Origin of the sequence: Pseudofrancisella aestuarii, assembly GCF_003574475.2 — a bacterium.
In the GTDB taxonomy this organism is placed as follows: Bacteria; Pseudomonadota; Gammaproteobacteria; order Francisellales; family Francisellaceae; genus Francisella; species Francisella aestuarii.
The window spans coordinates 445655-460919 of the sequence record NZ_QLIS02000002.1 but is presented as its reverse complement, the minus strand read 5'-3'; the positions used below and the strand labels follow the sequence as shown (position 1 = coordinate 460919).

The following is a 15265-nucleotide window of genomic DNA, read 5'->3' as shown; positions in this document are numbered from 1 at the left end:
ATCTTCTATGGAAAATAGAACTTGATTCTATATCATAGTAACTTAAACTTATGATGTATAACAAAAATATAATTGATGCAATAAATATTATAATTTTCAAAAATTTCATTAATTTAAACTACTTCTGCCAATAACATGTTCCATGGAAATGGATTATTAATTTCTATAATTTTAAAGCCATTATCTTTTATTAGTTTCTGGAAGCTCTTTGTTGACCAGTGGTTAATATGACCAGGAGTATTTCCAAAGTTTTTAATATATTTTCCTCGACAAAAATTTAAGACTCTCCATATTGGCTCATTTGGTACGCTAAAAAGATAATATTTACCTTGAAGACTTCTCATTTTTTGAAGTGCTCTTTCAGGATGCTCTAAATGCTCCAATACTTCACAACAAACTATTAAGTCCGAACTATAACTATCATCCATGTCATAGATGCTAATTTGTTCAAATTTTATAGCTGTCTCAGAATTATTTTTCTTTGCTATTTCAACCACCTTCTCAGAAAAATCAAATGCCTTAGTTTTAATATTTCCACCAAACATTTCATATATATATCTTGTAATCTCACCTTCTCCACAACCACACTCCGAAAATGAATTAATTTCACCTAATTTATCTTCTAAAAGTTTCAAAATAGATTTCTTAAAATTATTCATTAAATAATTTACAATGGGATTTTTAGAATTATATTTGTTTTCCCAATTCCCAGCAGGGATTCCATCTTCTAATATTTTTTTACCCATTCTTATTCCTTATATCTTCAAGCAACCTTCTATTAACTGCTAACAAATCTGCAACAAACGCTATCAATCCCGTTTGAAAACCAATCATCATAAACACTCCTGAAAGTATTACAGACTGAACATGTCCATCACCATGACCTATTAATATGTAATATAAATACCTAAATCCCAACAATACACCAATACTAAATAATACCAAAGCAATACTCATAAAAAACTTAAAAGGGTTATAGACAACAAATATTCTAATGATTGTAATTATAGATTTTTTAATATACATTCCCATACTAGAGAATAATCTAGACGGTCGTAAATCTTCATTTGTCCGAACTGGGATAGATGTTATGGATATATTTTTCCTTCCAGCTTGAATAATAGTTTCTAAAGTATATGTGTATACATTATAAACATTTAACTGTTTAGCGCACTCTCTACTCATAGCCCTAAATCCACTAGGTGCATCTGGTATATTAGTACCACTTGCTTTTCTAACCACCCAACTACCTAATTTTTGTAAAACTTTCTTTATAGGAGAAAAATGAGCTGTTTTACTTATAGGTCTTTCCCCGATAACATACTCTGCTTTATGTTCAAGTATTGGCTTTACTAACTTAGGAATATCTTGAGCTTCATATTGGTTATCTGCATCTGTATTTACTATAACATCTGCCCCTAATTCCAAACACTTTTCAAGACCAGCCATAAAACCTTTTGCCAATCCTTGGTTTGTTTTAAGGTTAACAATATGATCAACTCCACACTCTTGAGCGACCTTTACAGTATCATCAGTACTACCATCATTTATTATTAACCATTCTACCTTATCAAAACCCTCTACCTGCCTTGGTAATGCATTTAAAGCAATACCTAATGTTTCAGCTTCGTTATAACATGGTACTTGTATTATTAGTTTCATATTACTTTCCTATATTTTTTAATTTATAGCCTCTGATAGTAATTGCACAATTTCCATTAGAAAAAACTCTAAGCTCTAAATCTGTAACATCTTCTGTAATATTTACTATACCAGAATCAATTACTTTATCATTTTCTTTTTCTATATTTTGCCGAGCATACTCTTTTTGTTTCTCACCACTGTAAATATCAATCCAGCCACAATTATCATCTTTATGTTTACTATTTGAACTTCCATATATTGTAAACTTATATGTTCCTTTGTTAACTATAGAATAAGGTCCAAATAAGAGAAAGCCAGTTTCATATTTACTCACCAGATCACCAGCTTCATGATGTCCTACCAGAGTATTTTTGTAATTACTAAAGTTTTGTTTTTCGATACAGTAAGGTGAAAAACATAACTTCCTATCTTTCATAGCCGCCTCTTTATTAACCTGTATGCTTATAAAACCACCGGACTTGTGAATCGTTACATATTTTTTTTGACTTAACTCTTGTAAAATATCATCAAAGTTACTTCTAAATTCTAAATGATCCCATAACGGCCATTTTAAGTCGTACCAAGACAGAATAATATTATCAACGCCTCCATATAAGAGTGCCGCTATAATTTTATTATACGATAAATCATTTGTTAAGTCTTTCACTAATATAGGCCAATTATTTTGAGCAATAGCTAAATTTTTATCTCCTCCAATATTATACGCTTTAATATCTAATGACGATGCTAAATAGTTAACCATAAAATCATTACCTATTGGTAAAAAAACAACTTTTTGATTAATAGAAACTATTTTTTTTAATTCTTTAATAGGTTTTTGGATTTTAACAAACTCTTTTTCATTATTATAATATGATTTAATGACTTTGATACTAGGTATATTAAACCCTATAACAATAACGATCCCGAATAATAATAAACTCTTTTTACGTTTTGTGGCACAAGAAAGGCCCATTACGAAAATCATCCAAAAACTAGCAAATAATAGTGCTTCCCAGCGATATGGTGTTCTCATATTATTAAACCCAGGTAATTGATCTAGAATTATAGAACCAGTAGGCATAATAGCATAATGACTATCCATAAGACTTGTAGTTACACCTTCAGGTTTGAATGAAAATAACTTCAAGGATGGACCTAATGACATATAAAAGCTAAATAATGCAATTAACATAAAGCATATAACAAAATACTTTTTTAGCTTATTCTCAACTAAAACTATCCAGGCACTCAATAATGAAAAAATTATTAAAGGAAGTGAAAATGCTGTCGTCCATACTGATGAATCTCCAAAAAAAAGATTCTCTGATCTAGCAACAGAGACATTTAACAAATCTGGAAGCCACAAAACCCCTTGGGTTGGTATTATATAAAATGATAAATCTATCCCCCATGCTCTGAAAAAACTATTTGAAGATGGGGAATAGTAAGACAGTTTAACAAATGATGTATATAAAAGATATGCACAAAAGAAACATAAAACATGATAGAGAATTATTAACCACGGCTTTTTAAAAGCCCCGTATAAATAACTATAAATAGCTATAAATGTAGAAGCACATGCAAACATTACGAATGTATAACCATCCATAAAAACAGCCAAAATACATACTAAAAAATATACAACAGGAATATATTTATATATATAGCTTCTATAAATAAAAATTCTAAAATAAATTAGTGAACATAGCATATACATTGGCAATAATAAAATACCAACAGCTAGCCCAGAATATCCTGCATGCATATATATCACTGGTTGGGATAACCAAGCAACTGATAAAAGAATTGACTCAAAATATCTGTTGCCAAATAATTTAGATAATTGATAGCATGATAGATATCCTATTAACACATAAATAAAAATGCAAATTGAATATGCATCAGGGGCTTTAAAACCTAAATACATTAACATTGAGCAAGGATATGATAGTGCCAATCCAAATGCTATTGCAGCATCATGAGGATAACCAAAATTATTAGCATAAATTGAAAAACCGTTATTAATATAAGACTGAGCATATCCTGTTATCCACAACATTTGCTGTAGAGTAGGTACAGAATAAAAAGGTATGCAGCCATTAATATATGCTACAAATAGAAGCCCTATGGTAAAAATAAATCCCTTAGAAATCTTGCTCATCTAATTTCCTCAAAATTAAATATAATTTTACTTAAAAAATAATACTTAATTTCTTATAATACTACTTAATCGAGCTGAAACTTTTGCCCAATCATGTTCATCTATCCATTCTAGTCGTATACTATTTTTACTACATCTGAGATCATCATCATTCAATAATGCTATTGCCTTATCAGCGATAGCTTTGCTTGAACTATCTTGACTAAAATAAACAATATCTTCGACATCTTTGAATATATTTATAGGAGTACATAAAACTGGCTTATTTATAGAAATAGCCCATCTTACAGATGCACTTGATGATTCTTGTGTTTGTCTATATGGCAATATAATTAATTCAGAAGATTCCAAATATGAAAGTGACTCTTTATCTGTTAAAAATTCATTTATCATCGTAACACTATCTGAAAGATTTAATTCATGTATTTTTAACTTACACTCTTCAATATATTCATCAGATAAAGGTTCTGGGTATCTAGCATTTAGCAAAAGCAAATGTACATCCGGCATTTGTTTTTTTATTATATAAAAAGCTTCAATCAACTCTTTAATCCCTTTGTGTGGTAGCATGAAACCATATGATGCAATTACTTTTTTATTTTTAATTCCATAATTTATTTCTAACATATTCTCATTAAGCGAAATATTTTTCACAACGCCATGAGGTAATAACGTTACGTTATTTACTAACCCAAATTTTTTTAAAACATTAAGGTCATTAATACTGTGAACAAATATTCTATTAATACGAGAGAGGACTTCTTTTATCCAACCTATAGATGCCTGAAAATCTTCTTTATTTACATCATTAACAGAATGAAAAGTAACATATACCTTCTTGCCATTTTTCAACAGATTAACTATTATATCTTTGAGTGAATAAAGATTTAAAAATCCGAAATTATATTGAAAGAAAACTATATCAGCGTCATTTCTTTCTAAAGCTATTTTTAACTCATCATTATTAACAGCACTAGCATCTGTCCAACACCTAATAACGTTTCTTTCAGCCTCTAGTTCAATAATATCATCACTTTTATTAGCTAAAATAATTAAATCATCAAAATCATCTTTCATATAATTTAAAAGAAATTTTGAATAAGTAGCTATACCACATTTTGTATTCCACGAGCTAACCCAAGCGATTTTTAATTTATTATCTGGCAATACTTTTTTATTTACATAAGCGAAATTAACCAACCTACTTGCTACATCTACCCATTTAAAATCACGTAGAAGCAACTCTTTACCCTTTAGTGCTTTTTCAACTAACTCTTCTTTACTCATAGAATAAGCCTCTAACAAGGCTTTTTTTAATTCATGAACATATGGTTTAGCCCATACAGAGTCAAATAATTTAAAATGGGTATCTGCTTTTTCAAATTCATAATCTATTAACCATGAGTTTTCATTAGTGCAGAAATCTAGCTGTCCTCCCCAATTTGTTGTAACGACAGGTAGTCCACTTAACATTGCTTCGGCCATTGGCAACCCAAAACCTTCAGCTAGGCTTGGTGCAATCAATACATCACATTGTTCATATAAGGATTTTAATTGTTCATCAGGCAAATCATCTTCAATAATAATTACCTTAGGGTATTTTGTAATTCTTTTTTGAGCATCTTCTAATAATTCATGTATTCTATTATGTGGATTTTTAAATGTCTTAATAAATAGCACAACATCATCATCATCAGTAAAAGCTTTACCATATGCATCTAGCATAATATCCACACCCTTCCGTGGAAAACATGATGAGACATGTAAAAATTTAAAACCGTTCATATTAAGATTATAATTCTTATCAGAGACTACCCTCTCCCAATGATCTACACCACATCCAGACGTTGAAATAGGTAAAAATACACCATTATCTATCATTATTTTTTCTACATGCTTTGACAAACAAGTTATTCCATTCAAATGTTGATTAAAATCAAAAATCCATTTTTGTGGAAAACCAGATTCTTCCCATGCATAACTATGCAAAATATTAAAATCACCCTTCATATCATTAACTCTAGGCGGATATAGATTTCTGCTAACTACATCAACACTTTCATGAGGATACTTTAAAACTCTATCATACATTTTTCTTATATCTATGTTATGATGCAAAAAGGATTCATTTGGGACAAAATCCCCTGGGCCCTCTGTTGATTGTAATATTACATAATGACCTAGGTACTCTAATGCTCTAGCTGTCTCTCTGTTCAGTAATGCCAAACTATAGCTACTATCAAATGGCCCCTCTAGCCTCCACTTCAAAGCATACATATTGATAGCTCTTTCATTTTTTTCTATGCATTTTGCAATTTGGATTAAATCATTATCTTTAAACTCTATGACACTTGCAATTTCAGCTATTTTTCTTATACAACCATCTTTTTGCGAAGTTAAAAAACTTTTATTACTTGTTTGCTTATTCCTAGAATAATTCTCCATTACTCTAATCGCCTCTTTAGCACCTTTATCCCAAGAAAACTTTTTAACCTGTTTCTGATTGTGTTCTAATAATCTATTTTGAAGCTCCTTATCAGTTAATACCTCTACCAGTTTATCTCGCATAGACTCTACAGAATAAGGATCAAATAATGCTTCTTTATGTCCTATTACTTCAGGAATACTTGTAGTATTTGAACCTATAACTACAGCTCCACAATTCATAGCCTCAAGAACAGGAAGTCCAAAACCTTCATGAATTGAAGTAAATATAAAAAGATCACAAGTGTTATAAAAACTTATAAGCTCTTTATCTTTCACATAACCTGTAAGAATGAGATCATTTTTTCTCAACTTCTCGTTTTTAGCTATTTTTAGAAAGGTTTTCCTATTTACATCATCTAACTTACTAACTATTACAAGCTGATACTTATTCTTAATATCCTCTGGAAGTTTTGCATATGCTTTAATTGTATTTTCAAAATTTTTTCGAATATCAAAACCGCCAGGTGCGTAAACTATTATTTTCTTAGTAATCTTATATTTATTATATAGCTCCTGTTTATCCTGCTGGCTTATATGTAGAGGAGTAAAGTTTTCATCAACTGCTGATGAAATATTAAAAATATTATTTTTATTAATCTCCAGATATTTTATTGCTTCATTACATGAGCTTTTTGATATCCCTAGTAATATATCAGCCTTTTTTAGATATTTTATTTTTTGACTATAATGTTCAGCATAAGCATTGTCATGATGCAAATAAGTTTCTTTTTGAATAAATGGAATCAAGTCATATAAAATAACTGCAACATTAGTATGTTTATCAAACTGCTTTATACTTGTTAATGCATTATTAACACCTCCTTCAAAAAGGCTAGAAACTAGGATAAAATCTGGCTGTAATTTTGCTAAAAACTCTTCTCGCAAGACTTCGCCAACTTTGCGTCTAAAATCACCATACCTAGCGTTTATCGCTACTGGTCCAATAGCATCCCAAACTACAATGTTTTCTTTAGGCAAAATTCCTACAAACTGATTTCTAATATCGTTTATAGCATCTGGAAGCAAATTAGATAATGCTACTATAATTTCATGCTCACCCCTGTTCCTGACTATAGCCTTAGTTATTGAAAGCGAGTACCTACCAATACCACGGAACCTACTTTCTGTTTGTGCTCCCTGAAGATCAATTACTATTCTCATTTACTAACTCTCTCTAAAGTTGTCTATCTCAGCTTTTAATTTAATATATATCTCTTTTGCTCTTAGGCCAAGATAATTGTCTTGCTCTGAACTAGAGCTAGTGTAATAATCACTAATATTTGACTCTATTATTCGTAATCTATTTTTGACTTTTGGGCACCTATTAAGAAGATTTACTATTTTAGTTCGCAAATAAGGACTTTTATCAATATAAATTTTAAGAGCCCATAAAAGTCGCAAGATCACTCTTCTAGGTCTTGATCCTCGTTTAAATGTAATCCATGCCACAAATCCTAACCAAAACCGTTTAGCCATTCTTTTAGCTATCCTAATCGGCTTAGTAATTTTCCAACTAATAGAATTATATATTGATTGTAACTCGCAATTTAAAGCATTTACCAAACTATTCATTCCTTCGACTATTTGATCTGCTCTTTCAGTTCTTTGTTCAGCTTGATCTGCTCTTCGTTCAGCTTGATCTGCTCTTCGTTCAGCTTGATCTGCTCTTTGTTCTGCATTCAGCTGAGAAAATAATTTAAAATTATCAAACACATTTGGAGGATATTTAAACTTTTCCAACAGCTCACCATGCTCTTTTGCAACATAGTACCGATTTAACCCATCTGCATATGCCAATAGATAGCCAACATTTAGTAGTATTGGTTCCCATTCAATATAATTTTCTTCCTGACTCATTGGCAATGTAGCCTCAACAACCAAAACCCAAGGTCTATTTTTTTCCCAATCATTGCCTTTAATAACATTTTTTTCAAAACCTTCAACATCAATCTTTAAAAAATGTACAGAAGAATCCACCTTTACATATTTCTGAAAAATATCATTTAGAGTTGTAACCTCCACCTCTTCTTTTTGTGAGCCAAAGCCAAGTCTTTCATGCTGCTTCACCACAGACTCATCTAAAGATGAAAGCCCTGGATTATCGCAAAAAAACATATCCATTACACCTTTTTCTGAGCTAACAGCTTTTTTTATATTTTTGTCATTAGGTCTAGAAGAAATATATTTATTATAAAAATCTGGATTTGGCTCAATATTTATACCATGCCACCCCTGATCATAAAACCATTTTGTTACTGAATCAACATCTGGTGACCAAGCCCCTATATCAATATAAAAACCATTTTCTATATGCTTAAGTACACGCCACAGTATAACATCTTCAAAATTTTGTGCATAACTTATCATCAAAAACTAACCTTTTTCTATTTCAATTAAAGGAGGTAAAAAATTACTACCTACAAAATGCTCTTTGGAATTTATTACTTCAAATACTAAAGCTAAATCTTTCCATTCATAACTATTACTCATGTGGCTTTCGCCTTCACATAATGCGGTTTGAATAGAGTAACTACCTGGCCCTAAATTTGCAATAAAGTTAATATTAAATTTCAAAGCACCCTTATTAACACATTCTAGAACTTGCTTAGTATGATAGGTATTAGTTCCATATATCACTTGACCAATCCTATCTTTTATACCATAACCCAGCACTAAACTATCTAAAACTTTGTTTACTTTAACTTTTACCTCTAAACAAATGTTTTCTCCCACATTAATAACCTCTACCTCTTGACCTTTATGGTTCAGTAACCTTATGCCATCTACCGTAGCAAAGCCATTGCCTGACACAACTTGCTCTTTACCCGACTCATGCTGTTTCACCTCTATTTTTTGCCCTTCTTTTTCAGCAATGATTGCATTATAATAATCAAAAGCCTCTTCAGGGTTGCTATCTTTTACAACCTCTCCCCTATTTAACAAAATTGCACGATTACAAAGACTCTGTATCGCCGATTTGTCATGAGAAACGATTAAAAGAGTGGTTCCCTCCTTCTGAAATTGACGTATCCGCGCAAAACTTTTATGTTGAAAATAGGCATCACCAACACTTAAAGCCTCATCTACAATTAATATTTCAGGTCTAAATGCTGTAGCCACAGCAAAAGCAACTCGCATCTGCATACCACTACTATACATTCTTACAGATTGATCAAAATATTCACCAATCTCTGCAAAAGCTTCAATTTCATCGATTTTTTGCAAAATTTGATCAGTAGAGAACCCCATCATCCCTGCAGCATGAAAAACATTACTCCTTCCTGTTAAATCAGGATTAAAACCCATACCTAACTCTAGCATTGCTGAAATACGGCCATTAACAGAGATTCTCCCTTTGCTAGGCATTAATGTGCCTGTAATAAGTTTTAGTAAAGTAGATTTACCTGCACCATTCACACCAATAATACCAATAGCCTCGCCTTTATTAATTTCAAAACTAATGTCCTTTAAAACCCAAGTGGCTGAACTAGCCTTAGTCCTAAATCCAAACCACCTTGCAAAACGTGCCCACTCACTTCTATATGAGTAAAATGCTTTACCCACATTTTCTACTTTTAATAAACTCATAATACATCCACCATCTCTGTACTAGAGCGTTTAAATAAGAATAAAGCAAACATCAATAAAAACAAAGAAAATAAAGTTATATAAAACAAACTAAAAAGATGAGGTCTAACACCATAAACTAGTATATTGTGATATGCATCTACTATAGGATACATAGGATTAAGCGATAGCAATTCTCGATACTTCTCTGGAATAATTGTCTCAGGGTATACAATTGGAGTAAACCAAAACCAAACCTGTAGCACTATAGGAACAAACTGTCCAACATCTCTTAGAAAAACATTTATAACACCAGCTATCATACCTAAACTAATACCTAGTAGCGCAACGACAAATGTAAGAGGTACTAACCAAAATATTGTTAAGTTAAATCCATGACCTAACAAAAAGAAAATAATCATCACAGCCAAAAACAATAAAATATTATTTACTCCAGCAGATACGACAGCTATACATGGCAATACAATCTTTGGGAAATTCATTTTTTTTAATACATCAGCATTTGATGTAAATAAATTAAGCCCTCTTGATATAAGTTCACTATTCAAATTCCAAGCCAAAGTTCCTGCCATAAGATATATTGCATAAGAATATTTATTATCAATACCTGGTAATTTTGCAGCAAGCACATTTGAAAGAATTAAAGCATAAATCAAAACCTGTGCTAATGGATTGATAATAGTCCACAGCCCTCCTAACTTGCTCCTAGCAAAAGCAGCAGATAACTCTCTCCTTGTTGAACTTATTATAAACCCTCTATACAGATAAATACTTATTAACCACTGCTTCATTAAGCTCTTCCATATATATCATTAAAACGAACAATATCATCCTCACCCAAATAAGACCCACTCTGAACCTCAATCAACTCCAAAGGAATATTTCCTGGATTTTCAAGATAATGGATAGATCCTACTGGAATATATATAGATTGATTTTCTGTTAATAAGCTTTCTTTACCATCAACAGAAACCCTTGCCGTTCCACTAACAATTATCCAATGCTCTGATCTATGATGATGCATTTGTACTGATAATTTTGCCTTAGGTTTAACCGTTATTCGCTTAACTTGATATCTATCGCCCTTATCTATCGAGTCATACTTACCCCATGGACGATGAACATCTCTATGCAACTCAGTTAGAACATGCGTTGAGTCTTTTTTAAGCTCATTAACAATATTTTTTACATCCTGATCTCTAGATTTATGAGCAACCAATAAAGCATCTTTCGTATCAACTATTATAAGATTATCTAATCCAAGCGTTACAGTAAGCTTCTCTCTACTATCAACTAACGTGTTTTTTGTATCTAAACAAAATGCATTCCCAGTTATAGCATTATCATTTTGATCTTTTTTTTTCACTGCCCATAAGCTAGACCATGAACCAACATCACTCCAATAGGACGAAAAAGGTAAAATAAGAGCTTTTTTAGTCTTTTCCATAACAGCAAAATCTACAGATTCCTCTGGACATTCTGAAAAAATCTCACCATTAGGCCTTATAAAACAACTATCTTTAGATGAAGAAAGCATTGCTTGCTCACAAGCTCCATATATATCATACCTATATTTATGCAACTCACTTAAATATACAGATGCTTTTAAAATAAACATTCCCGAGTTCCAAAAATAATCACTGCTCTCTAAAAAAGTTTTTGCTATTTCCTTAGATGGCTTCTCCTTAAAAGAGTCAATAACATAAGCACCTTGAGAAATTTCTTTATCACTTTTTTTTATATAACCATAGCCAGTTTCTGGAGAAGTTGGTTCAATTCCAAGGAGAACAATATGATCCTGTTTTGCCAGCTCAATAGCTTTAGACATTATTTCATAAAAATAGTTTTCATCACACATATAATGATCAGCTGGTAGCACAACCATTACGGCATCCTCTCTAACATTAATTATATGTTGCGCTGCTAAAGCTATTGATGCTGCTGTATTCTTTTGAAATGCTTCTAAAATAAACTCAGCATCCTTAATTCCAGAACTCAAGAGTTCTTCTGATGCTAAATAACGGTGTTCTTCACTACAAACAACTATAGCACCATCCTTAGTAAGTTTAGAAGCTCTAACAACCGTATCCTGAAGCATAGTTTTTTCTCCCACCACTGGCAAAAATTGCTTAGGATACATTTTTCTACTCAGTGGCCACAAACGAGAACCACTACCACCTGCTAAAATCACCGGTACAACTTGCATAAAAAACTTTAACTTTAAACCCCAACTCCTGAAAGAATAACTTTTTTTTAAAAAAAAATCTATTTTAATAACTCCCTTGAAACACAAAAGTTCTATTTTTTTTGATAAACGAAGCTTCCCCAAATCTTCTTTAATAAATTTATTTTTTTTGATAATAACTTAATTAATGGGTTAAACATTCTGATTAAAATAGTTTTTTTGCCAATATTTTTGCGATATTCTTTTATAAATGCTGAAGTGCAAAAATATTTTTCGTCTTGAGGGAGAAATATTCCACTCTCCTGATTCTGAAAAATTTCTTTTAAAAACTTATTAAGATTATCAATACTAAGAACACTTCTTTGATTTTTTATATCAGGAAAAATAAAAGCATATTTTGCTAATTTAATTAACTTTTGATAATTACCCTTTGAACCATTTCCATATATCATTGGAGATCGAATTATAGCTACTTTAAAATCATGATCTTTAAGTTTATTCAATTTTTTTTCAGCTTGTAGCTTACTATCGCCATAAAAATCATTTGGTTCCGGTATAGTTTCTTTACTTATAATCTTTTGCTGACCAATAGGAGGACTATCGCCATAAACTATGATACTACTCATAAATACAAACTGCTTAACCCCTTCTTTCTTTGCTTTTTGTGCCAAATCATAAGTTAAGTTAGTATTTATTTCATAATATTTATCTTTTAGACTATGCTTTTTTGATACGTGTGCAATTCCAGCAACATGTAAAATACTATCAAATTTTGAAAAATCTAAATCTTTCCAAGCATTATTTTTCAAACTTATTTTTGTCATATCAAAATCATCTTTACAATAAAATGCAAAAGAATTTCCAACATAGCTATTCATTCCAGTTATAAGAATTTTATTTCCCATCGCTAACTCTTTTATTATTCGATGCTTCTTCCCCCTCTACCACACCTTGCTTTGTAAAAACTATGACAACAGTCAAAAAAATACATTTCAAGTCAAGCCATACACTTTTATTTTTCACATAATCCCCGTCAAGCTTAGCTTTGTCGGGTATAGCTAATTCATCACGGCCATTTATTTGAGCCCAACCAGTCAGTCCCACAGGCACATTATTTGCTCCATATTTATCACGCTCAACAATCAAATCATCCTGGTTCCATAATGCTGGTCGTGGGCCTACTATGCTCATTTCCCCTTTTAAAATATTTATGATCTGCGGTAACTCATCTAGAGATGTTTTTCTTAAAACTGTTCCAAACTTAGTTATACACTTTGATGGATCCTTCAACAAATGCGTTGGCATATCTCCTGGAGCATCTATATACATAGTTCTAAACTTATATATATAAAAAAACTGCTTATCTTTACCATAACGCTTTTGCTTAAAAAATATAGGCCCCTTTGAATCTTTTTTTATCATAAAAATAATAATCAGAAAAAACGGGCTCAACAACACTATACCAATAAAAGAAAGTAAGATATCAAGCAATCTTTTAAATATCCTATAAAACATAATCTCTACCCATTTAACCTGTGCTCAAACTCTGGAACAATTTTCTTTAACATTCTTAACTGATCGATATTATCTTCCATCAATGATTCAATATCTTGATTTAGAGTATTGATATCATAAAATGTCTTTTTACCAACAAATATATCTTTATAGTCAGTACTAGTATCACCTTCTTCTATCAAAAGTTCTTCATAGAGCTTCTCTCCCTGACGCAAGCCAACTATCTTAATAGTAATATCATCTCGACCAGATAGTTTGATAAATTGCTTAGCAAGATCAAGTATCTTAACAGGCTTACCCATATCTAAAACAAAGACTTCTGAATTTTTAGCCATGGCCCCTGCCTGCAAAACAAGCTCACAAGCTTCAGAAATAAGCATAAAATATCTAGTAATATCAGGATGAGTGACAGTAAGAGGGCCGCCTCTTCTAATTTGTTCTTCAAATTTAGGAATGACACTACCACTGCTTCCTAACACATTACCAAACCTAACTGCTGCAAACTTAGTTTTCTTAGGGTCTACATTTTGTAAATATAGCTCACAAATACGTTTCGTAACTCCCATAACATTTGTTGGCCGAACAGCTTTATCTGTAGATATCAATATAAAAGATCCAATGCCATATTCAACTGCTAAATCTATAGCATTCTTAGTCCCCATAATATTATTTACTATAGCTTTATCAACATTACCCTCAACTAATGGGACATGTTTATAGGCTGCCGAATGAAAAATAATATTCGGAGTATATTTTTTATAAACCTCTTCTAAGCCTTTTTTGTCACTAACAGAGCACAATATGCTTTTAATATTATAAGACTCACATTCATCAGTAATCTTATATAAATTAAACTCACCATGATCTAAGAGTATTACTTGATCAGCTTCATACTTAACACATTGTCTAACAATTTCTGAGCCTATACTACCACCTGCTCCAGTAACTAAAACAACCTTATTTTTTATAAAATTTGAAATAGCTTTTTTATCTAAGCTCTTAGAACCTCTTGACAAAAGATCATATAAAGAAACTGGTTTTAACTGAGATAAAAAACTTTCATCTTGAAGTATATTTTCAAGAGATGGCATAATTTTAATTTGAGAAAAATCATCTTGAAACTCATCAATAATATTTTTAACTACTTTTTGAGACTCCCTAGGAAGAGCTATGACAAACAGATCAAACTTTTGGGACAAAAGTTCATGTTTTAATCTCTCTTTAGATATAACTCTGACACTTCCTATAGATCTCTTTTGTAATCTTATATCATCATCAACAAAATATTTAACTCGATATTCAGTATTTATAAATTCTAAAGCAATTTTAGTTCCTGCAGCCCCAGCACCATATATAACCGCGAGTTTAGTTTTAGCAACAAAGCTTCTATTCACTAAATAATAATAGGAATAAACACTAAAATTCAAAGCAAGTAAATAGAAAAGAAATTCTGAAAATATTAATGCAAAAGGAACCTTGCCATAAAAACTTAAAGCAACTATACAAAAAACAGGAAAATTAACAAAAATTTTTCTTAAAAAAGTCTTTTGTGTTGACTTAGACCAGCTTGCTGAATAATCACGCAATAAAAAAAATGATGTCATACATCTCAAAAAAATAATAGTTAATAGAAAATATAAATCATATTCCCAATTAAATATAAAAAAACTCCAGGAGACTGT

11 protein-coding genes are annotated in these 15265 nt (G+C 31.2%); all 11 read right to left on the bottom strand.

Annotated elements, in window-relative coordinates:
- Positions 1-113: 113 nt before the first annotated feature.
- The 11 genes from DNK87_RS06270 to DNK87_RS06220 all read right to left on the bottom strand — a co-directional run bounded on the left by DNK87_RS06270 (position 114) and on the right by DNK87_RS06220 (position 15187).
- The gene (locus tag DNK87_RS06270; protein WP_119330020.1) at positions 114-746 is read right to left on the bottom strand and encodes a class I SAM-dependent methyltransferase; all 633 of its coding nucleotides are present in this window, start codon (positions 744-746) and stop codon (positions 114-116) included.
- On the bottom strand, positions 739-1662 hold the full coding sequence (locus DNK87_RS06265) for a glycosyltransferase family 2 protein (protein ID WP_119330019.1): 924 nt from the start codon (positions 1660-1662) through the stop codon (positions 739-741). The genes DNK87_RS06270 and DNK87_RS06265 overlap by 8 nt, the downstream gene beginning before the upstream one ends.
- Position 1663: 1 nt before the next feature.
- On the bottom strand, positions 1664-3808 hold the full coding sequence (locus DNK87_RS06260) for a hypothetical protein (protein WP_119330018.1): 2145 nt from the start codon (positions 3806-3808) through the stop codon (positions 1664-1666).
- A 45-nt stretch (positions 3809-3853) separates the two neighbouring features.
- Positions 3854-7456 carry a glycosyltransferase gene (locus DNK87_RS06255; RefSeq protein ID WP_119330017.1) on the bottom strand — a complete coding sequence of 1201 codons (3603 nt, stop codon included), beginning with the start codon at positions 7454-7456 and terminating at the stop codon, positions 3854-3856.
- A 3-nt stretch (positions 7457-7459) separates the two neighbouring features.
- On the bottom strand, positions 7460-8662 hold the full coding sequence (locus DNK87_RS06250; RefSeq protein WP_119330016.1) for an FkbM family methyltransferase: 1203 nt from the start codon (positions 8660-8662) through the stop codon (positions 7460-7462).
- A gap of 6 nt (positions 8663-8668) precedes the next feature.
- Positions 8669-9883, bottom strand: coding sequence for an ABC transporter ATP-binding protein (locus DNK87_RS06245; protein WP_119330015.1), 1215 nt, complete (start codon positions 9881-9883; stop codon positions 8669-8671).
- Positions 9880-10674, bottom strand: coding sequence for an ABC transporter permease (locus DNK87_RS06240; RefSeq protein ID WP_119330014.1), 795 nt, complete (start codon positions 10672-10674; stop codon positions 9880-9882). Before DNK87_RS06240 ends, DNK87_RS06245 begins: the two co-directional genes overlap by 4 nt.
- A complete protein-coding gene (locus DNK87_RS06235) occupies positions 10674-12089 on the bottom strand; it encodes a mannose-1-phosphate guanylyltransferase/mannose-6-phosphate isomerase (protein WP_119330159.1) in 1416 nt (471 codons plus the stop codon). Before DNK87_RS06235 ends, DNK87_RS06240 begins: the two co-directional genes overlap by 1 nt.
- Positions 12090-12181: 92 nt before the next feature.
- Positions 12182-12973 (bottom strand): NAD-dependent epimerase/dehydratase family protein, encoded by a 792-nt coding sequence (locus DNK87_RS06230; RefSeq protein ID WP_119330013.1) that lies wholly within the window; start codon positions 12971-12973, stop codon positions 12182-12184.
- A complete protein-coding gene (locus DNK87_RS06225; RefSeq protein WP_119330012.1) occupies positions 12963-13583 on the bottom strand; it encodes a sugar transferase in 621 nt (206 codons plus the stop codon). Before DNK87_RS06225 ends, DNK87_RS06230 begins: the two co-directional genes overlap by 11 nt.
- A 5-nt stretch (positions 13584-13588) precedes the next feature.
- Positions 13589-15187, bottom strand: a complete 1599-nt coding sequence (locus DNK87_RS06220) for a polysaccharide biosynthesis protein (protein ID WP_244614626.1) — start codon at positions 15185-15187, stop codon at positions 13589-13591.
- Between the last annotated feature and the right edge of the window lie 78 nt (positions 15188-15265).

Excerpts from the sequence above, each read along its gene's own strand:
- DNK87_RS06270 (WP_119330020.1), bottom strand. The coding sequence starts at position 746 with ATGGGTAAAAAAATATTAGAAGATGGAATCCCTGCTGGGAATTGGGAA.
- DNK87_RS06265 (WP_119330019.1), bottom strand. The coding sequence starts at position 1,662 with ATGAAACTAATAATACAAGTACCATGTTATAACGAAGCTGAAACATTA.
- DNK87_RS06260 (WP_119330018.1), bottom strand. The coding sequence starts at position 3,808 with ATGAGCAAGATTTCTAAGGGATTTATTTTTACCATAGGGCTTCTATTT.
- DNK87_RS06255 (WP_119330017.1), bottom strand. The coding sequence starts at position 7,456 with ATGAGAATAGTAATTGATCTTCAGGGAGCACAAACAGAAAGTAGGTTC.
- DNK87_RS06250 (WP_119330016.1), bottom strand. The coding sequence starts at position 8,662 with ATGATAAGTTATGCACAAAATTTTGAAGATGTTATACTGTGGCGTGTA.
- DNK87_RS06245 (WP_119330015.1), bottom strand. The coding sequence starts at position 9,883 with ATGAGTTTATTAAAAGTAGAAAATGTGGGTAAAGCATTTTACTCATAT.
- DNK87_RS06240 (WP_119330014.1), bottom strand. The coding sequence starts at position 10,674 with ATGAAGCAGTGGTTAATAAGTATTTATCTGTATAGAGGGTTTATAATA.
- DNK87_RS06235 (WP_119330159.1), bottom strand. The coding sequence starts at position 12,089 with ATGCAAGTTGTACCGGTGATTTTAGCAGGTGGTAGTGGTTCTCGTTTG.
- DNK87_RS06230 (WP_119330013.1), bottom strand. The coding sequence starts at position 12,973 with ATGGGAAATAAAATTCTTATAACTGGAATGAATAGCTATGTTGGAAAT.
- DNK87_RS06225 (WP_119330012.1), bottom strand. The coding sequence starts at position 13,583 with ATGTTTTATAGGATATTTAAAAGATTGCTTGATATCTTACTTTCTTTT.
- DNK87_RS06220 (WP_244614626.1), bottom strand. The coding sequence starts at position 15,187 with ATGACATCATTTTTTTTATTGCGTGATTATTCAGCAAGCTGGTCTAAG.